Below are 18,234 nucleotides of genomic sequence, written 5' to 3' on the forward strand. Positions count from 1 at the left end.
CTAAATGGGGTCACTTATGAAAAAAGTAGTTGGTATGCTGGCCATTGTTGGTTTGTGTGTTCTGGCCTATTGGTTTTGGCCAGGGGAAGAACCAAATCTTCCCAAAGCCAGTGAGGTCCGGGAAATTCGTTTGGTCCAAGGTCAAGTAGTTGTCACAATCGACCAATCAGAAGAGATAGCAACTTTTTTGGCAGAACTTGGAAATGCAAAAAAGACCCATCAAGATAGTGTTCACGATGCACCGTTGGTTTCACCCCATGTGCGGATTGACTTTGTCATGGCAGAAGGTGAAACTACAGCATTTGCCTATGAGGGAATACTACAAAGCTATCTGGAGTTTCCCTACACTGGTATCTACAAGCTGAAAGAGCCTCCTCAAGTGATTCAGAAAATGTTAGCAGACTAGATCTGATTCGTTTAATAAAGAAAAGAGAAATTATGTCATTAACTTCAAAACAACGTGCCTTTTTGAACAGTCAGGCACACAGTCTTAAACCCATCATTCAGATTGGGAAAAATGGTCTAAATGACCAGATTAAAACCAGTGTTCGTCAGGCGCTAGATGCGCGTGAATTGATCAAGGTGACCTTGCTACAAAATACGGATGAAAACATCCATGAGGTAGCTGAAATCTTGGAAGAAGAAATCGGTGTGGACACGGTTCAAAAAATCGGTCGCATCTTGATTTTATTTAAACAATCTAGCAAGAAAGAGAACCGTAAAATTTCCAAACAGGTCAAAGAAATCTAAGAAGGAGAGCCTATGGCTATTGAACTCTTAACACCCTTTACCAAGGTTGAATTAGAGGTTGAAAAGAAAGAAACCAATCGCAAACAAGTGGGGATTCTGGGAGGGAATTTTAACCCTGTCCACAATGCTCATTTGATTGTGGCAGACCAGGTCCGTCAACAGTTGAAGCTGGATGAAGTCTTGCTCATGCCAGAATTCATTCCGCCTCATGTGGATAAAAAAGAAACCATTGACGAATACCATCGCTATTCCATGCTCAAGATGGCTATTGCTGGGATTGAGGGCTTGGGGATCGAAACCATTGAACTGGAACGCCGTGGTGTCAGCTATACCTACGACACCATGAAATTGCTGAAGGAAAAAAATCCTGATACGGATTATTATTTTATCATCGGTGCAGATATGGTAGACTACCTTCCAAAATGGCACAGGATTGATGAATTGGTCCAGATGGTGCAGTTTGTTGGTGTCCAGCGTCCTCGTTACAAGGCAGGAACTTCCTATCCGGTTATCTGGGTAGATGTACCCTTGATGGACATTTCCTCCAGCATGGTGCGTAGTTTTATCAAGCAAGGACGAGTGCCGAATTTTATGGTGCCTCATGAAGTTCTGGACTATATCGAAGAAAAGGGACTTTACCAATGATTGCAGCAGATTTGACCTTTGACCGTCAGGCTCTTTTGGAAAAAATCCGTGTAGCCATGAAGCCAGCGCGCTTCCAACATGTCTTGGGTGTGGAGCAGGCGGCGCTTGCATTGGCAGACCAATATGGCTGTGATCCGAAAAAAGCCAGTCTAGCAGCACTCTTGCATGACTATGCTAAGGAAGTGGAAGACCAAGTTTTTTTGGACTTGATTGCCAAGTATAATTTGGACAGGGACCTGCTCAACTGGGATAATAACATCTGGCACGGTGTAGTTGGCGCCTATAAGATCGCAGAAGATTTTGGTTTGGAAGATGAGGAAATTTTCCAAGCCATTCAACGCCACACCATTGGTGCTGGACAGATGACCTTGCTGGACAAGGTTCTCTATGTGGCGGACTACATCGAACCCAATCGGGATTTTCCTGGGGTGGACGAGGCGCGTCGTATCGCAAAAGAGTCCTTGGACAAGGCAGTAGCCTATGAAACTGCCCAAACCATTTCTTACTTAGCCAAGAAGGGAATTCCCATTTATCCACAAACCTTGGAAACCTATAATGGCTATGCTGCGTATTTGAAGGAGTAGGGATGATTGTATTAAAACCTGTGGATGAAAGCTCCTATCAAGCAGTCTTGGACTTGACAGTAGCCGAGGAGGACAAGGGCTTCGTGGCTCCAAACGTGCGTTCCTTGGCAGATGCCTGGTTATATAGAGATAATGGCGATGTCTTCCCCTATGCCATCTGGGCAGATGAACAGGTGGTCGGTTTTGCCCTGATTGACATTGATGAGGACATCCAGCAGTATATGCTCTGGCGGTTTATGATTGGTCAAGAATTTCAGGGGAAGGGCTATGGTCAGGCGGCTTTGGAGGTTGTAATAGCAATGGCTCAATCACATCCTGTCTGCAATCATCTGATAGCCGCCTATGTCAAGGGCAACCAAAAGATGGCAAGACTCTTGGAGAAAAAAGGCTTTGTTCTGGAGCTTGAAGAAGAAAGGGAATTGGTCTTTCGTTTGGAAACGCCTGGTGTTAAGCTATGAAATCTGCATTGTTAGTCATTGACATTCAAACCCTTCTAGTGGAGGAAAAACCTTATGCCATTGAAGAGCGATTAGCCCTCTGGCAAGATAGCATCACAAAAGCTCGTCAAGCGGGGCTAGAGGTCATCCATGTCCGCCATCATGATCAGGAATTGGTCAAGGGGACTGCTGACTGGGAGATTCACTCAACTGTTGCACCCTTAGCTAGTGAGAAGATTTTCGATAAGACCTTTAACAGTGCCTTCAAGGAAACGGGGCTTCATGCTTATTTGCAGGAAAAGGGAATGGAGCAGCTCATCATCATGGGCATGGCGACCAATTTTTGCATTGATACGACGATTAAAGTAGCTTATGAACTAGGCTACAAGGTAGCTGTGCTTCAGGACGGAACGACGACAGGTTATTCAGGCAAATTGGATGCCAAAGACTTGATTGACCACTACCAAAACATCTGGTCATGGAATTTTGCCCAGGTGGATAAATTAGAAAATATAATTAGAGGATAAGATGAAAGAACTAGATTTAGTAAAAGTTGTGGTTCAGGCTGCTGATGACAAGCGAGCTGAGGACCTAGTTGTAATTGATGTTCAGGGTGTAACCAGCCTGACAGACTACTTTGTGATTGCCAGCTCCATGAACAGTCGCCAGTTGGAGGCTATTGCGGAAAACATCCGTGAAAAGGTAGCGGAAGTTGGAATCAAGGGTAGCCGTGTAGAAGGCGATAGTAACGGTGGCTGGGTTCTTTTGGACCTTGGAGGCGTTGTCGTTCACATCTTCTCAGAAGAAATGCGTGACCTCTACAACCTTGAAAAATTATGGCACGAAGGCAGCTTCTTGGAAGTCGCAGACTTTTTAGAAGTGGAATAGTGAAACAGTCTGGGGATAGACTGTTTCAGCTGGTCACCTTAAAACTCGAAAGTGACCAAAGAGAGTTCACTATTATGTAATTAGAAGTGATGAACTTCTTGAACACAGCATGAGTTAATGAAGCAGTCGATTGGCTGCTTTTTTATGAAAGGAAAAATGGGGAAATATGGCGACTTATGAAACCTTTGCGGCGGTCTATGATGAAATCATGGATGACAGCTTGTATGATAAATGGACAGATTTTAGCTTGCGGAACTTGCCACAAGACACCAAGACAATTTTAGAATTGGCCTGTGGGACAGGGATTCAGGCTGTACGTTTTGCTCAAAAGGGCTTTGAAGTGACAGGGCTTGACCTGTCCTATGAAATGTTGGAATTAGCCCAGAAAAAAGCAGAAGCTGCGGGTGTCATGATGGAGTTGTCCCAAGCAGATATGATGGCTCTGGAAGGTGTTGGAGATTTCGATGCGGTGACCTGTTACTCGGACAGTCTGTGCTATATGGCGGACCAAGAAGCTGTTTTGCGGGTCTTTGAAGGAGTTCACTCTGTTCTCAATCAAGGTGGTACTTTCCTTTTTGACGTTCACTCCATCTATCAAATGGAGGAAGTGTTTGCAGGCTATAGCTACCATGAAAACTACGAGGATTTTGCCTTTGTCTGGGACACCTATGAAGGGGAGCATGAGCATTCCATTGTTCACGAATTGACCTTCTTTGTTAAAGATGAGGACAGTCAAGAGGAGCGGTTTATTCGTCGGGATGAAGTTCATGAAGAGCGGACCTATCCGATTGAAACCTACGTAGACTTGTTGAAACAAGCTGGTTTTGCATCTGTGGAAGTCTTTGCGGATTTTGAAGATCAAGCTCCGACAGAAACTAGCCAGCGTTGGTTTTTCAAGGCGGTCAAGGCATGATTTCAGGGATTATTGCTGAATATAATCCCTTTCATACAGGGCATAAATACCTGCTGGAACAGGCGGAAGGCTTGAAAATCGTGGTTATGTCTGGCAATTTTATGCAACGGGGTGAGCCAGCCATTGTGGATAAGTGGACACGGGCTCAGATGGCTTTGGAACACGGGGCAGATCTTGTTGTTGAGATGCCCTTTTTAGTGTCGGTCCAGTCGGCTGACCATTTTGCCAAGGGAGCAATCAGCATTCTACACAGGCTAGGTGTGGTAAAACTGGTTTTCGGTACGGAAGAAATGCTGGATTACCAGAAAATCGCAGATATCTATATGGATAAGTCGGAAGAGATGGAAAATTTTGTGAAAAACTTGCCAGACAATCTCTCTTATCCGCAGAAGACCCAGGCCATGTGGCAGGAGTTTGCTGGGCTGACCTTCACAGGTGATACGCCCAATCATATTCTGGCCTTAGCTTACGCTAAGGCGGTAGCTGGAACAGGCATTCAGCTCGGTCCAGTTCAGCGGCAGGGGGCTGGTTTTCACTCGGAAGAGGTGGAAACGACCTACGCCTCGGCGACGGCTATCCGAAAGGGTGCTGACCAGTTGGACTTGGTGCGTGACTTTTTGCCGTCTGCTAGTCTTTTTGAAGAGGCGACCAAGGTAAGCTGGAGAAATTATTTTCCCCTGCTCCGCTACCAGATTGCGACCCACCGAGATCTCAGTCAGGTCTTTCAGGTCAACGAAGAACTAGCCAGTCGTATCCGCTCTGCCATTGGGAGCGCAGCGACCGTGGAGGAGTTAGTGGATGCTGTTGCGACCAAGCGCTACACTAAGGCGCGGGTGCGGCGGGTGCTGACCTACATCTTGGTCAATGCGGTGGAAACTTCCTTGCCAGAAGCGATTCATATCCTAGGCTTTTCGGCTCGAGGCCAGGCCTATCTCAAGACGGTCAAGGAGCGGGTGGACTTGGTGACGCGGATCGGCAAAGAGCCCTGGGACAGCATGACCCAGCAGGCGGATGCGGTCTATCAACTGGGCGCTAACGCAATAGCAGAGCAGACCTATGGGCGCGTGCCGGTGAGGGTGGAGTGAGATGAGGGAAAAATTATTTTGTATTCTAGAAAATGATAACGATAGTTTATTGTCACGTTGCTATAACTTAATAATGTTATTTGCAATAGTGGTTAGTTTGATTCCTTTGATGTCTAAGCATACGAATCCTTTTCATTTGTTAATGGATTATATTTCGACTGCTATTTTTTGCTTGGATTATCTTTTTAGAATGCTAACAGCTGATTTCAAATTGCAAAAAGGAAAACTATCATTTCTGTTCTATCCATTTAGCTTATTAGCAATAGTGGACTTATTGTCCATTTTACCGACTTTTTTATACTTTAATAACAGTCTTCGATTATTGAAAATTGTACGGATGGGGCGAGTACTTCGAGTTTTCAAAGTTATCCGCTATTCAAAAAACATTCAGATTTTGACGAACGTTTTGCAAAATCAAAAAGAGTCATTATTGCTAGTAGCAAGCCTGGCTGTTGGTTATATTTTCTTTACTGCTTTATTGATTTTTTCGGTTGAGCCTGATACTTTTGAAACATTTTTTGATGCAATTTATTGGGCGACCATATCATTAACTACAGTTGGCTATGGTGATATATTTGCAACAACAATGCTAGGGAAAATCATTACAATGTTTTCTTCCATAATTGGAATTGCGATTGTTGCTCTACCTGCGGGGATAATTACGGCTGGCTATATGAATGAAATTACAAAGAAGGGGTAAAAAAATCATATTTCTCTTGACTCTCACCTTACGTTATCCCTTATACTGGGCATAGAGAGGAAATTTTTATGAATGAAAATTGGACAGTTAAGCAGGTCAGTCGGTTGACAGGATTGACGGTGCGGACCTTGCACCACTATGACCAGATTGGTTTGCTCAAACCAGCATTTGTGGCTGAAAATGGTTATCGCTACTATAATCAGGAGAATTTGGCTCGTCTGCAAGAAATTCTATTGTTTCGTGAGTTGGATTTTCCTCTCAAAGACATTCAGCAGCTTCTGGACGTGACGGAAGTCAGTCGTCAGCAGGTCTTGCGGGACCATATTACCCTTTTAGAGCTCAAAAGGGAACGGCTGGATCGCATCATCAATCACGCCAGATTGCTCACAGAAAAAGGAGGAGAAGTCATGGATTTTCACGCATTTGACAGCAGTCAACTAGAAGCCTACAAGGCGGAGGCCAAGGAGCGTTGGGGGAATACCTCAGCCTTTGCGGAATTTGAAGAGAAATACGATGCAAGTAAGGACCGGGTGTTTGCCCAAGAGATGCAGGCTATTTTTAAAGTTTTTGGAAAAATGCAGAGCTTAGAAGTCAGTCATCCAGATGTGCAGGCTCAGGTAGCCAACTTGCAGGCCTATATCACGGAAAATTTCTACACCTGTACCAAGGAAATCTTACAAAATCTAGGTCTTATGTATGTTGAAGACGAGCGATTTTCAGCCAATATCGACCGAGCAGGTGGACTAGGAACAGCAACCTTTGTTAGTCAGGCAATAGCAGTTTATTGTAAAGAATAAATAAGTAAAGTCTAGTGAGAACTAGGCTTTTTTGGTATACTAGATGAAGCTAGAATGTAAGGAGCCACCCCATGATTCAACCTATTATGAAAGATATTTTCTTCCTGCAACAAAAGTCTGAGCCTGCGACTCAAGCGGATCTACAAGTCGGTCAGGATTTGCAGGACACTTTGGTAGCCAACGCTCACGCCTGCGTGGGCATGGCGGCTAATATGATTGGTATCAAAAAGCGGATTATCATCGTCAACATGGGTTTCACCAACCTGGTCATGTACAATCCCGTCCTCATCAGCAAGGCCAAGCCCTATCAGACAGAAGAGGGCTGCATGTCGCTAACAGGTACTCGCCCGACGACACGCTATCAGGAAATTGAAGTGGAGTTTTTTGATGCTTCATGGAAAAAGCAGAGCCTAAAGCTAACAGACTTCCAAGCCCAGATTGTTCAGCATGAGCTGGATCATTTGGAAGGGATTATCATCTAGTGCTACCAAATCTACCGTCAGGTAGATTTTTTTAAAGTCATTTGAATTAACTTTGATACATCGTCACTTTCGCCTTGCCATACTTTAGTATAGCCTGCGCTTCAGTTCCTTGTCTGAAAGATAATTCATTCGACAATAAAAAGTCAAAAAAGGTCAAACAAAACTATTGACTTTTACTGACCAATGGTGTAGAATAGTGAATGTAAGGTAAATAAGCCTTGCATATTCTTTAGTCAAAAGGTCAGTTAAGGTCAATCTAGTTGTGACTTTGTCTAAAATCCTTTTGGTCAGTAAAAGACAAACTTCTAAGGAGGTTATATGAAAGACAGGATTATACCCTACTAGCTATTATTTTTATACAACAAAGGTCAGTAAACGTCAAAAACAATAGAATTTATAAACGAGGTAAAAACTATGAACAACAATTTCAATAACTTTAACAATATGGACGATATTTTCAATCAACTCATGGGAAACATGGGTGGCTACAGCACAGAACGTAGACGTTATTCTATCAATGGGCGTGAAGTGACACCAGAGGAATTTGCTATGTACCGTCAGACTGGTCACCTGCCACAGACAGAAGAAGTGGCTCAAACACAGGCTAAAGGTCAGATAAAGTCAGATGGGATTCTTGCAAAACTTGGTCGCAATTTGACCCAAGATGCGCGTGATGGGAAACTGGATCCAGTCATTGGACGCAACAAGGAAATTCAAGAAACTTCTGAAATCCTAGCTCGTCGGACTAAGAATAATCCTGTTTTGGTCGGTGATGCTGGTGTTGGTAAAACTGCGGTAGTAGAAGGCTTGGCTCAAGCCATTGTCAACGGAGATGTGCCAGCAGCCATTAAGAACAAGGAAATTATCTCCATCGACATTTCAGGCTTGGAAGCTGGGACTCAGTATCGTGGAGCATTTGAGGAAAATGTGCAGAATCTTGTGGATGAAGTCAAAAAAGCAGGAAATATCATTCTTTTCTTTGATGAAATTCATCAGATTTTGGGAGCTGGTAGCACTGGCGGAGACTCAGGTTCCAAGGGCTTAGCGGATATTCTCAAACCAGCTTTATCCCGTGGGGAATTGACGGTTATCGGTGCCACTACACAGGACGAATACCGCAATACCATTCACAAAAACGCTGCTTTGGCTCGTCGTTTCAATGAAGTCAAGGTCAATGCTCCGTCCGCAGAAGACACCTACCAGATTTTGAAAGGAATCAAGCCGCTTTATGAAGCCCACCACAATATTGAATTGCCAGATGAGGTTTTGAGAGCTGCAGTAGATTATTCTGTCCAATATATTCCACAGCGCAGCTTGCCTGATAAGGCCATTGACCTAGTCGATGTGACTGCTGCACACTTGGCTGCACAACATCCTGTGACAGATATTCAGACCTTGGAAGCAGAAATGGCTGAGGCAAAACAGTTGCAGTTGGAAGCAGCTGAAAAAGAGGATTATGAAAAAGCCTTGAATGAAAAAGTCCGTATTGATAAGCTACAAAAACAGATTGATAATCATACGGAGCAACAGAAAGTGGTGGCGACCGTCAATGATGTGGCTCAGGCAGTTGAGCGGATGACAGGAATTCCAGTCTCGCAAATGGGAGCTTCTGATATTGAACGACTCAAGGAATTGAAAAATCGTCTGGCAGCAAACGTTATCGGTCAAGACGATGCGGTGGAAGCTGTATCCCGTGCCATTCGTCGTAACCGAGCAGGTTTTGATGACGGAAACCGTCCGATTGGTTCCTTCCTATTTGTTGGTCCGACAGGTGTGGGTAAGACAGAGTTGGCAAAACAGTTAGCGCTAGACTTGTTTGGTAATAAGGATGCCATTATTCGTTTGGATATGTCTGAATACAGCGATCGGACAGCCGTTTCCAAATTAATCGGTACCACAGCTGGTTATGTGGGCTACGATGATAATTCCCATACCTTGACCGAGCGTGTGCGCCGCAATCCGTACTCCATCGTGCTCTTGGATGAGATTGAAAAAGCAGATCCACAAGTGATTACCCTTCTCTTGCAAGTGCTAGATGACGGGCATTTGACTGATGGACAGGGCAATCAGGTCAACTTTAAAAATACCATTATCATCGCTACATCTAATGCAGGTTTTGGTTATGGTGTGGAAGAAGATCAAGAAGAAGAGCTAGACATCATGGACCGCATTGCTCCATTCTTCCGCCCAGAGTTTCTCAATCGATTCAATGCAGTTATCGAGTTCAAGCATTTGGATAAAGAAGATCTCAAAGCTATCGTAGAATTGATGCTGGCTCAGGTCAATAAAACACTTGCTAAAAAAGGTATTCACTTAGAAGTGACTGAGGCAACAAAAGAGTTGTTGATGGAAGCAGGCTATGACAAGGCCATGGGTGCTCGTCCACTTCGTCGAGTGATTGAAAATCAAATTCGTGATAAGGTGACAGACTTCTATTTGGACCATACAAATGTGACCAACTTACTCGCGGATGTGGCTGACAATGAAATCAAAATTGAAGAGCAAACCTTTTCATAAAAAAATAAGATAATATAGAAAATCTGAGAAGAAATTCTCGGATTTTCTTTTTGAAAGGTATTAACTAGTGTCTAAAAAAGCTCATATTGACAGCTTTCGAGCGGTTTTACGGAAAAGTTTTTCAAAAATCTTGTATAATTCCTTGACAAGTGCAAACGTTTGCGTTAAACTATGATTGTACTTGAAAGAAAGGAAAACGTTTTTATGGCGAATCGTACCAGTGGAATTTTAATGCATATTACCTCACTTCCAGGTAAGTTTGGTATCGGTACTTTTGGAAAGCCTGCCTATGATTTTGTTGATTTCTTGGTTGAAACCAAGCAGACCTACTGGCAGCTTCTTCCTCTCACAACGACCAGTTATGGGGATTCTCCCTACCAATCATTTTCAGCTATTGCTGGAAATACCCACCTAATTGATTTTGATTTATTGGCAGAAGAAGATTTATTGGCCAACTTTGATTACCAAGATGTGAACTTTGGGGACAATCCAGAAAAAGTGGACTACGCTTTGATTTACGAAGCACGTCGTCCAATCTTGGAAAGAGCTGTTAAAAATTTCTTGACTGATGACAAGCGTAAAGTAGCCTTTCAAGAGTTTGAAAAAGCTAATTCATCATGGCTAAATGACTATGCAGAGTTCATGGCAATTAAAGAACATTTTGGCAACAAGGCCCTACAAGAATGGGATGACAAGAAAGTTGTTGCCAGAAACGAAGAAGCCTTGGCCAAGTATCGTTTAGAGTTAGCAGATCAAATCGACTACTTCAAAGTCACTCAATACTTCTTCTTTAGCCAGTGGAAGCAGTTGAAGGACTACGCCAACAAAAACCACATCAAGATTATTGGAGATATGCCCATTTACGTATCGGCAGATAGTGTGGAAGTTTGGACCAAGCCACAGCTCTTCAAGCTTGATAGCGAACGCAAGCCACTTTATGTGGCAGGCGTACCAGCGGATAATTTCTCTGCGGACGGTCAGCTCTGGGGTAACCCACTTTATGATTGGGAGCAACATGAAAAGACTGGCTACAACTGGTGGATTTACCGTATTCACGAGAGCTTCAAGATCTACGATGTCTTGAGAATTGACCACTTCAAAGGCTTTTCTGACTACTGGCAGGTAGCTGGAGATGCTAAAGTTGCCAAGGTTGGCACATGGGAGCCAGGACCAGGCTACAATCTTTTCAAGGCAGTTAAAGAAGCCCTAGGGGACCTGCCGATTATTGCAGAGGACCTTGGAAATATCGATGCTAAGGCACGTAAACTTCTGGCAGATTGCGGCTACCCAGGTATGAAAATCCTAGAATTTGGCTTCTTCGATGTGACTGGACAGAGCATCGACATCCCACACCGTTGTGTGCCAAACTCAATCGCCTATACAGGTACCCATGATAATGAGGTGGTTAATGGCTGGTATAACAATCTAGAGCCTGAACAACAGGAATTTGTAGATGCCTATACCAACAGAAAACCGATTGAGCCAGTTACTCAAGCCATGCTTCGAACACTGTTTGCAACTGTCAGCGATACAGCTATTGCGACCATGCAAGATGTTCTGGACTTGGGTGAAGACAGCCGTATGAACATGCCTTCAACTGTTGGAGGCAACTGGGAATGGCGGATGAAAGCCGAAGATTTAACCCAGGACCGCACAGACTTCTTAGTCAAAATGACTACACTATATCAACGAGGAAATAAAAATCATGAATAACTTTACTACATTTGCAGAAAGCAAAGCCAATAAGAAATTAGCCGACATGACAAACGAAGAAATCTATCTTCAGTTGCTCAACTATGTCAAACTATCAGCGGCAGATATGCCAAAAAACACAGGTAAACGCAAGGTTTACTATATCTCAGCAGAGTTCCTTATTGGTAAACTCTTGTCAAACAACCTGATCAACTTGGGTGTCTACAAAGACATTCAGGCAGAATTAGCAGCAGCTGGCAAGTCCTTGGCACAGGTTGAAGACGTTGAACCAGAACCATCACTTGGTAACGGTGGACTTGGCCGTTTGGCATCTTGCTTTGTAGATTCTATGTCAACACTTGGTATCAATGGTGAGGGTGTAGGGCTTAACTACCACTGCGGTCTCTTCAAGCAAGTCTTCAAGGACAACCAACAAGATGCAGAGCCAAACTTCTGGATTGAAAATGATTCTTGGTTGATTCCAACGACAATCAGCTACGATGTACCCTTCAAAAACTTCACCTTGACTTCTAAGTTGGACCGTTTGGATATCCTTGGTTACAAGAAAGACACTAAGAACTACCTCAACTTGTTTGATATCCAGTCTGTCAACTATGGCTTGATTGAAAATGGCATTACGTTTGACAAGACGGCTATCCAAGAAAACTTGACCCTCTTCTTGTACCCAGATGATTCAGACAAGAACGGTGAGTTGCTCCGCATTTACCAACAATATTTCATGGTGTCAAATGCTGCCCAGCTTTTGATTGATGAAGCGATAGAGCGTGGTTCAAATGTGCGTGACTTGGCAGACTATGCTTACGTTCAAATCAACGATACTCACCCTTCACTTGTTATTCCAGAATTGATCCGTCTTTTGACTGAAAAACACGGCTTAGAATTTGCAGAAGCAGTGGCAATCGTTAAGAACATGACTGGTTACACCAACCACACTATCTTGGCAGAAGCCCTTGAAAAATGGCCATTGTCATTCTTGGAAGAGGTAGTACCTCACTTAGTAGACATCATCAAGGAATTGGATGCCTTGGTTGCTAAGGAAGTAGCGGATGTTGCTCTTCACATCATCGACGAGTCTGGTCGTGTGCACATGGCTCACATGGATATCCACTTCTCAAACTCTGTCAACGGGGTTGCGGCTCTCCATACTGAAATTTTGAAAAACTCTGAGTTGAAAGGTTTCTACGAGCTTTACCCAGAGAAATTCAATAACAAGACAAACGGTATCACCTTCCGTCGTTGGTTGGAATTTGCTAACCAAGATCTTGCAGACTACATCAAGGAATTGATTGGCGATGAATACTTGACAGATGCGACTAAGCTTGAGAAATTGTTGGCCTTTGCTGATGACAAAGAAGTTCATGCTAAGTTGGCGCAAATCAAACACAACAACAAATTGGCTCTTAAACGTTACCTCAAAGATAACAAGGGTATCGAGTTGGACGAAAACTCTATCATCGATACGCAAATCAAACGTTTCCACGAGTACAAACGCCAACAAATGAACGCCTTGTATGTCATCCACAAGTATCTTGAAATCAAGAACGGTAACCTTCCGAAACGTAAAATCACTGTTATCTTCGGTGGTAAGGCAGCTCCAGCTTATGTGATTGCCCAAGACATCATTCACTTGATTCTCTGCTTGTCTGAGTTGATCAACAATGACCCAGAAGTGAGCAAGTACCTCAACGTTCACTTGGTCGAAAACTATAACGTAACTGTTGCTGAAAAACTCATCCCTGCGACTGACATCTCTGAGCAAATCTCGCTTGCTTCTAAAGAAGCATCAGGTACTGGTAACATGAAGTTCATGCTCAACGGTGCCTTGACCCTTGGTACCATGGACGGTGCCAACGTGGAGATTGCAGAGTTGGCTGGTATGGACAATATCTATACATTTGGTAAGGATTCAGATACCATTATCGACTTGTACGACAAGGCTGGCTACGTGTCTGCGGACTACTACAATGGTGATGCTAACATCAAACGTGCGGTTGACTTTATCGTTAGCGACGAAGTGCTTGCACTTGGTAATGAAGAACGTCTTGGTCGCTTGCACCATGAATTGATTTCTAAAGACTGGTTCATGACCTTGATTGACTTGGCTGAATACATTGAAGTCAAAGAGCAAGTCTTTGCAGACTACGAAGATCAAGATTCATGGAACAAGAAAGTTGTTCACAATATTGCTAAAGCAGGATTCTTCTCTTCTGACCGTACAATCGAGCAGTACAACGAAGACATCTGGCATAGTAAATAATCCAAAACAAAAGAATGTTTCCGAGTGGGAACATTCTTTTTTGGTATGTTTAGTTTTTACCGTTTGGCCATAGATACAAAGGTGACCTTGTCTGGTCGGTAGGTAATGGTGCCGTACTGGAAGGGACGGCCGTCTGCTAAATAGGTGGTACTGGTAACGGAGACAACCATGTCGTAGCCAGCTAGATCAAGCAAGGATTTTTCTTCCTCCGTCGCAAAGCGGAAGGAAATTTCCCGACGTGAATGAGAGATTCCTAAGCCCAGGTTCGATTCTAGATACAGATAAATCGAGCTCTCAGCGATTTCCTTGCTGAGATAGGGAACGATCCTGCGATCAAAGTAGGAAATCTCATGCTCTAATCGCTCACCGTCGATAGTCCGAACGCGGCTGACACGGTAGAGATCCGTTTTTTCATCCACTTCCAATTCTTTCATGACTTCTGGCTGACCTTGGACAATATAGAGGTTGGTCAATTCAGTCTGGACTTGATGATGGGCAGAGCGGTTGAGTTCACTGACGGTCTTCAATTCGGACACAAATGGTTTTCTAACGAGGTTATGGTCCAATATAACGGAATTTCTCCCTTGACGTTTTTGGATATAGCCGTCCATTTCCAATAGAGATAGGGCCTTGCGGATAGTGTCCTTGGAATAGGAATAAATCTCCATCAGCTCATTCTCTGTAGGCATCTCTTGATTGGCCTGCCAGAGATTTTGTTCAATTTTTTCCTTGATGTCAGCATAGACTTTCTTGTATTTACTCATTGGGGGGAACTTCCTAGCTTGCTATTTATCGCTAGTATATCATAAAAAATGCCAAAGGTCAGTATTCTAAGTCCAGATAAACTTTTACGTAAAACATTTTAAATTATTCCGTAAAAGTGTTGACAAGTGAAAACGTTTACGTTATAATAAGGCTACAAGTTGAAAAGGTTTTACGAAGTAAATAGAAAGGAGAGATATGAAATTACTAACAGTCAATGTTCATGCCTGGCTAGAAGATGACCAGCATGAAAAATTGGATATTTTAGCTCAGACCATTGCCCAAAAGCAATATGATGTGATCGCTCTTCAGGAAGTCAATCAGCTAATGACAAGTCCCTTGGTGACCAAAGACTTACGCCAAGACAATTATGGTTTGGTTTTGCTTGAAAAGCTGAAAGAGCTTGGAGTGACAGACTATTCTTATTTCTGGTCCAATTCCCATATTGGTTACGATAGATATGATGAAGGAATTGCCTTCTTGACTAAACTACCTGTCTATGAAGTAGATGCCTTCTACTGTAGTCAGCACAAAGAATTGACATCAATCCTTTCTCGCAAGATTATAGGATTGACGGTGGCATATGGGAATGAGTTGATAGATTTGTATTCCTGTCATATCAATCTTCCTGACAGTAAAGAAGAAAATCAGTTGGAGAATATTCGCTCGATTGTGAAACGGACAAGTTCGGGACGTTTGAAAATTCTAATGGGAGATTTCAATACGGATGCCCTGTCAAATCCACAAGCCTATCAAGCAATCAAGGACTTAGGTTTATATGATAGTTATGATTTGGCTGAGAAAAAGGATAGGGGAATCACCGTTGAAAAAGCTATTGATGGGTGGGCAGGTCATAGTCAGGAAAAACGTCTGGACTATGTGTTCTTAAATCAGAAAAGACAGGTTCAATCCAGTCGTGTGATTTTCAATGGAGATAATCTTCCCATTATTTCAGACCACTTTGGTGTGGAAGTTAACATTAGTATTTAAAGGTCAACTGACCAAGAAAAATTTAGGAGAAACATATGAAAAAATTTCTTAGTTTCGAATTTTGGCAAAAATTCGGTAAATGTTTGATGGTAGTGATCGCCGTTATGCCGGCGGCAGGTCTGATGGTTTCTATCGGAAACTCGATTCCACTAATCAGTCCTGAATCAGAATTGCTCATTCGTATTGGGAATATCATTGCCCAAATCGGTTGGGGGATTATCGGAAACCTTCACTTGCTCTTTGCTTTGGCAATCGGTGGTAGCTGGGCTAAGGAAAAGGCTGGTGGTGCTTTCTCGGCAGGTCTTGCTTTTATCTTGATTAACTTGATTACAGGTCATTTCTTCGGTGTAACGACTGATATGTTGGCAGATGCGACTGCGACTGTTAGCACAGTCTTTGGGACAGAAATTCCAGTATCTGGCTACTTTGTCAATATCCTTGGACAACCTGCTTTGAACATGGGTGTCTTTGTAGGGATTATTGCTGGTTTTGTTGGTGCGACTGCTTACAACAAATATTACAACTATCGCAAGTTGCCAGATGTATTGACCTTCTTTAACGGCAAACGCTTCGTACCATTTGTGGTTATCTATCGCTCAGTTCTTGTAGCGCTAGGATTAGCTATCTTTTGGCCAGTTGTTCAAACAGGAATCAATAGCTTCGGTAAATGGATTGCAAGCTCACAGGATACAGCACCAATTCTTGCACCTTTTGTTTATGGTACCTTGGAACGTTTGCTTCTTCCATTTGGTTTGCACCACATGTTGACCATTCCAATGAACTATACATCACTTGGTGGTACCTATGACATCTTGACAGGTGCACAAGCAGGTACACAAGTATTTGGTCAAGATCCGCTCTGGTTGGCTTGGATTACAGACTTGATTAACCTCAAGGATGCTGGTGATTTGACTCAGTACAATGACCTTCTTGCCAATGTAACCCCTGCTCGCTTTAAAGTAGGTCAAATGATTGGTTCCTCAGGTATTCTCATGGGCTTGACCCTTGCTATGTACCGCAATGTTGATGAGGATAAGAAGAAAAAATATCGTGGTATGTTCCTTTCATCTGCTGCAGCTGTCTTTTTGACAGGTGTAACAGAACCAATTGAGTTTATGTTCATGTTTGCGGCAATGCCACTCTATGTAGTCTATGCATTTGTACAAGGTGCGGCTTTTGCGATGGCAGATATTGTCAATTTGCGTATGCACTCATTTGGTAATATCGAATTCCTTACACGTACACCGATGGCGATTAAAGCCGGTATTGGTATGGACGTTGTCAATTTTATCTGGGTAACAGCCCTCTTTGCAGTTGCAATGTACTTCATTGCCAACTTCATGATTCAAAAATTCAACCTAGCAACAGCTGGACGCAATGGTAACTATGATACAGAAACAACAGATGTGGTTTCAAATTCAAACGTAGATACTGCGGATGCTAGTTCACAAGTGGTACAAATCATCAACTTGCTTGGTGGTCGTGATAATATCGCAGATGTGGATGCTTGTATGACTCGTCTTCGCGTTAGTGTCAAAGATGTGGCACAGGTTGGAGATGAAAATGCTTGGAAACAGGCTGGTGCTATGGGCTTGATTATCAAAGACTCAGGTGTTCAAGCAGTCTACGGACCAAAAGCAGATGTTCTCAAATCAGACATTCAAGACTTATTAGAATCTGGCGTAGCCATCCCTCGTACGGAAATTGTTGCGACTGAAACAGTAGTTGAGGAAGCACAATTCAAGGGTGTGGCCGAGGCAGTTTATGCTGTTGCTGAAGGGCAAGCCATTGCCATCACAGAAGTGAAAGATCCGGTCTTCTCACAAAAAATGATGGGCGACGGTTATGCAGTTGAGCCTAGCTCCGGCAATGTTTACGCACCAGTTTCAGGTATTGTAACCAGTGTCTTCCCAACAAAACACGCTGTCGGTATTTTGTCTGACAAGGGGGTAGAAGTCTTGGTGCACGTCGGTCTAGATACGGTTGCACTAAACGGTGCTCCATTCTCAACTAAGGTAACAGATGGTCAACGTGTTGAAGCTGGTGACTTACTCCTTGTGGCAGATTTGGATGCTATCCGTTCAGCAGGACGTGAAACAACCATCGTTGTTGCCTTCACAAACACAGCAGAAATCAAATCTGTCAGCCTTGAAAATCTTGGACAAGTAAGCAAAGATAGTCAAGTTGCGACAGTTGAGTTGTAAAAAGTAAAAGACAAGTTCATGTGAACCGCACCCCAAAAGTTAGAGAGAAAAATCTAACTTTTGGGGTGCTATTTTTATGAAATTGAGCTATGAAAACAAAATCGAAATCTATGAACTACGCCAAAGTGGTCAGTCTATCAAGAACTTGTCAAACCAATTTACTATTTCAGAATCTATTATCCAATATATGCTTCGACTGATCGATAGGTATGGAATAAACATTGTCAAGAAAGGTAAGAACACTTATTATCCTCCAGAACTCAAACAGGAAATGATTGATAAAGTTCTAATTGAGGGTCTGTCCCTCAATCAAGTAGCTCTTGATTATGCTCTACCCAATCAAGGAACTCTCCCAAACTGGATAGTACAATACAAGAAAAACGGGTATACTATTCTTGAAAAACCAAGAGGGAGACCGAGCAAGATGGGACGTAAACGCAAGAAAACCTGGGAAGAGATGACGGAATTAGAGCGCCTTCAAGAGGAAAATGAACGTCTTCGAACTGAGGT

At 43.1% G+C, this 18,234-nt stretch carries 19 protein-coding genes; 18 read left to right on the forward strand and 1 reads right to left on the reverse strand.

The features are described 5' to 3' along the window. The first annotated feature begins 16 nt into the window (after nt 1-16). From ACHBIF_RS10260 to glgP, 15 genes are all read left to right on the forward strand, one after another. Nucleotides 17-406, forward strand: coding sequence for a DUF5301 domain-containing protein (locus ACHBIF_RS10260; RefSeq protein ID WP_394720332.1), 390 nt, complete (start codon nt 17-19; stop codon nt 404-406). 32 nt (nt 407-438) lie between these two features. Continuing rightward, complete coding sequence (gene yhbY, locus ACHBIF_RS10265) at nt 439-750, forward strand: ribosome assembly RNA-binding protein YhbY (RefSeq protein ID WP_004195298.1); 312 nt, start codon at nt 439-441, stop codon at nt 748-750. A 12-nt stretch (nt 751-762) separates the two neighbouring features. Further along, a complete protein-coding gene (locus ACHBIF_RS10270; RefSeq protein ID WP_105209938.1) occupies nt 763-1,395 on the forward strand; it encodes a nicotinate-nucleotide adenylyltransferase in 633 nt (210 codons plus the stop codon). Next, complete coding sequence (yqeK, locus tag ACHBIF_RS10275) at nt 1,392-1,979, forward strand: bis(5'-nucleosyl)-tetraphosphatase (symmetrical) YqeK (protein ID WP_394720335.1); 588 nt, start codon at nt 1,392-1,394, stop codon at nt 1,977-1,979. The genes ACHBIF_RS10270 and yqeK overlap by 4 nt, the downstream gene beginning before the upstream one ends. A gap of 2 nt (nt 1,980-1,981) precedes the next feature. Further along, on the forward strand, nt 1,982-2,437 hold the full coding sequence (locus ACHBIF_RS10280; protein ID WP_394720337.1) for a GNAT family N-acetyltransferase: 456 nt from the start codon (nt 1,982-1,984) through the stop codon (nt 2,435-2,437). Then, nucleotides 2,434-2,943: a cysteine hydrolase family protein gene (locus tag ACHBIF_RS10285; RefSeq protein ID WP_394720339.1), complete on the forward strand. Its 510-nt coding sequence runs from the start codon at nt 2,434-2,436 to the stop codon at nt 2,941-2,943. The genes ACHBIF_RS10280 and ACHBIF_RS10285 overlap by 4 nt, the downstream gene beginning before the upstream one ends. Nucleotide 2,944: 1 nt before the next feature. Continuing rightward, the gene (gene rsfS, locus ACHBIF_RS10290) at nt 2,945-3,304 is read left to right on the forward strand and encodes a ribosome silencing factor (protein ID WP_044781673.1); all 360 of its coding nucleotides are present in this window, start codon (nt 2,945-2,947) and stop codon (nt 3,302-3,304) included. Nucleotides 3,305-3,470: 166 nt separating this feature from the next. After that, entirely contained in the window at nt 3,471-4,217 is a 747-nt protein-coding gene (locus ACHBIF_RS10295) for a class I SAM-dependent DNA methyltransferase (RefSeq protein WP_394720342.1), read from the forward strand. After that, on the forward strand, nt 4,214-5,302 hold the full coding sequence (locus tag ACHBIF_RS10300; protein WP_394720344.1) for a nucleotidyltransferase: 1,089 nt from the start codon (nt 4,214-4,216) through the stop codon (nt 5,300-5,302). The genes ACHBIF_RS10295 and ACHBIF_RS10300 overlap by 4 nt, the downstream gene beginning before the upstream one ends. A 1-nt stretch (nt 5,303) precedes the next feature. Beyond that, the gene (locus ACHBIF_RS10305; RefSeq protein ID WP_394720346.1) at nt 5,304-6,002 is read left to right on the forward strand and encodes an ion transporter; all 699 of its coding nucleotides are present in this window, start codon (nt 5,304-5,306) and stop codon (nt 6,000-6,002) included. Between the two features lie 68 nt (nt 6,003-6,070). Continuing rightward, nucleotides 6,071-6,799, forward strand: coding sequence for a MerR family transcriptional regulator (locus ACHBIF_RS10310; RefSeq protein ID WP_394720348.1), 729 nt, complete (start codon nt 6,071-6,073; stop codon nt 6,797-6,799). A 71-nt stretch (nt 6,800-6,870) separates the two neighbouring features. Continuing rightward, nucleotides 6,871-7,281, forward strand: a complete 411-nt coding sequence (locus ACHBIF_RS10315; protein ID WP_105111172.1) for a peptide deformylase — start codon at nt 6,871-6,873, stop codon at nt 7,279-7,281. 414 nt (nt 7,282-7,695) lie between these two features. Beyond that, the gene (locus tag ACHBIF_RS10320; RefSeq protein ID WP_394720350.1) at nt 7,696-9,798 is read left to right on the forward strand and encodes an ATP-dependent Clp protease ATP-binding subunit; all 2,103 of its coding nucleotides are present in this window, start codon (nt 7,696-7,698) and stop codon (nt 9,796-9,798) included. A 204-nt stretch (nt 9,799-10,002) separates the two neighbouring features. Then, on the forward strand, nt 10,003-11,511 hold the full coding sequence (malQ, locus tag ACHBIF_RS10325) for a 4-alpha-glucanotransferase (RefSeq protein ID WP_172021714.1): 1,509 nt from the start codon (nt 10,003-10,005) through the stop codon (nt 11,509-11,511). Next, the gene (gene glgP / locus ACHBIF_RS10330) at nt 11,504-13,768 is read left to right on the forward strand and encodes a glycogen/starch/alpha-glucan family phosphorylase (RefSeq protein WP_394720351.1); all 2,265 of its coding nucleotides are present in this window, start codon (nt 11,504-11,506) and stop codon (nt 13,766-13,768) included. The genes malQ and glgP overlap by 8 nt, the downstream gene beginning before the upstream one ends. 56 nt (nt 13,769-13,824) lie before the next feature. On the opposite strand, the gene ACHBIF_RS10335 is transcribed toward glgP, so the two are convergent. Further along, nucleotides 13,825-14,532, reverse strand: coding sequence for a UTRA domain-containing protein (locus tag ACHBIF_RS10335; RefSeq protein WP_172062050.1), 708 nt, complete (start codon nt 14,530-14,532; stop codon nt 13,825-13,827). A 196-nt stretch (nt 14,533-14,728) separates the two neighbouring features. Here ACHBIF_RS10335 and ACHBIF_RS10340 point away from each other — a divergent pair, with 196 nt between their 5' ends. The 3 genes from ACHBIF_RS10340 to ACHBIF_RS10350 all read left to right on the forward strand — a co-directional run. Continuing rightward, entirely contained in the window at nt 14,729-15,520 is a 792-nt protein-coding gene (locus ACHBIF_RS10340; RefSeq protein ID WP_172059919.1) for an endonuclease/exonuclease/phosphatase family protein, read from the forward strand. A gap of 35 nt (nt 15,521-15,555) precedes the next feature. After that, entirely contained in the window at nt 15,556-17,724 is a 2,169-nt protein-coding gene (locus ACHBIF_RS10345) for a PTS transporter subunit IIBC (protein WP_394720354.1), read from the forward strand. A gap of 76 nt (nt 17,725-17,800) precedes the next feature. Continuing rightward, the coding region (locus ACHBIF_RS10350) for a transposase (RefSeq protein ID WP_394720356.1) at nt 17,801-18,234 on the forward strand (434 nt) is incomplete at its 3' end.

Origin of the sequence: Streptococcus sp. A11, from assembly GCF_043674225.1 — a bacterium.
GTDB classification, from domain to species: Bacteria; Bacillota; Bacilli; order Lactobacillales; family Streptococcaceae; genus Streptococcus; species Streptococcus suis_V.

Coding starts and splice junctions, on each gene's coding strand:
- ACHBIF_RS10260 (WP_394720332.1), top strand. CDS start 17: ATGAAAAAAGTAGTTGGTATGCTGGCCATTGTTGGTTTGTGTGTTCTG.
- yhbY (WP_004195298.1), top strand. CDS start 439: ATGTCATTAACTTCAAAACAACGTGCCTTTTTGAACAGTCAGGCACAC.
- ACHBIF_RS10270 (WP_105209938.1), top strand. CDS start 763: ATGGCTATTGAACTCTTAACACCCTTTACCAAGGTTGAATTAGAGGTT.
- yqeK (WP_394720335.1), top strand. CDS start 1,392: ATGATTGCAGCAGATTTGACCTTTGACCGTCAGGCTCTTTTGGAAAAA.
- ACHBIF_RS10280 (WP_394720337.1), top strand. CDS start 1,982: ATGATTGTATTAAAACCTGTGGATGAAAGCTCCTATCAAGCAGTCTTG.
- ACHBIF_RS10285 (WP_394720339.1), top strand. CDS start 2,434: ATGAAATCTGCATTGTTAGTCATTGACATTCAAACCCTTCTAGTGGAG.
- rsfS (WP_044781673.1), top strand. CDS start 2,945: ATGAAAGAACTAGATTTAGTAAAAGTTGTGGTTCAGGCTGCTGATGAC.
- ACHBIF_RS10295 (WP_394720342.1), top strand. CDS start 3,471: ATGGCGACTTATGAAACCTTTGCGGCGGTCTATGATGAAATCATGGAT.
- ACHBIF_RS10300 (WP_394720344.1), top strand. CDS start 4,214: ATGATTTCAGGGATTATTGCTGAATATAATCCCTTTCATACAGGGCAT.
- ACHBIF_RS10305 (WP_394720346.1), top strand. CDS start 5,304: ATGAGGGAAAAATTATTTTGTATTCTAGAAAATGATAACGATAGTTTA.
- ACHBIF_RS10310 (WP_394720348.1), top strand. CDS start 6,071: ATGAATGAAAATTGGACAGTTAAGCAGGTCAGTCGGTTGACAGGATTG.
- ACHBIF_RS10315 (WP_105111172.1), top strand. CDS start 6,871: ATGATTCAACCTATTATGAAAGATATTTTCTTCCTGCAACAAAAGTCT.
- ACHBIF_RS10320 (WP_394720350.1), top strand. CDS start 7,696: ATGAACAACAATTTCAATAACTTTAACAATATGGACGATATTTTCAAT.
- malQ (WP_172021714.1), top strand. CDS start 10,003: ATGGCGAATCGTACCAGTGGAATTTTAATGCATATTACCTCACTTCCA.
- glgP (WP_394720351.1), top strand. CDS start 11,504: ATGAATAACTTTACTACATTTGCAGAAAGCAAAGCCAATAAGAAATTA.
- ACHBIF_RS10335 (WP_172062050.1), bottom strand. CDS start 14,532: ATGAGTAAATACAAGAAAGTCTATGCTGACATCAAGGAAAAAATTGAA.
- ACHBIF_RS10340 (WP_172059919.1), top strand. CDS start 14,729: ATGAAATTACTAACAGTCAATGTTCATGCCTGGCTAGAAGATGACCAG.
- ACHBIF_RS10345 (WP_394720354.1), top strand. CDS start 15,556: ATGAAAAAATTTCTTAGTTTCGAATTTTGGCAAAAATTCGGTAAATGT.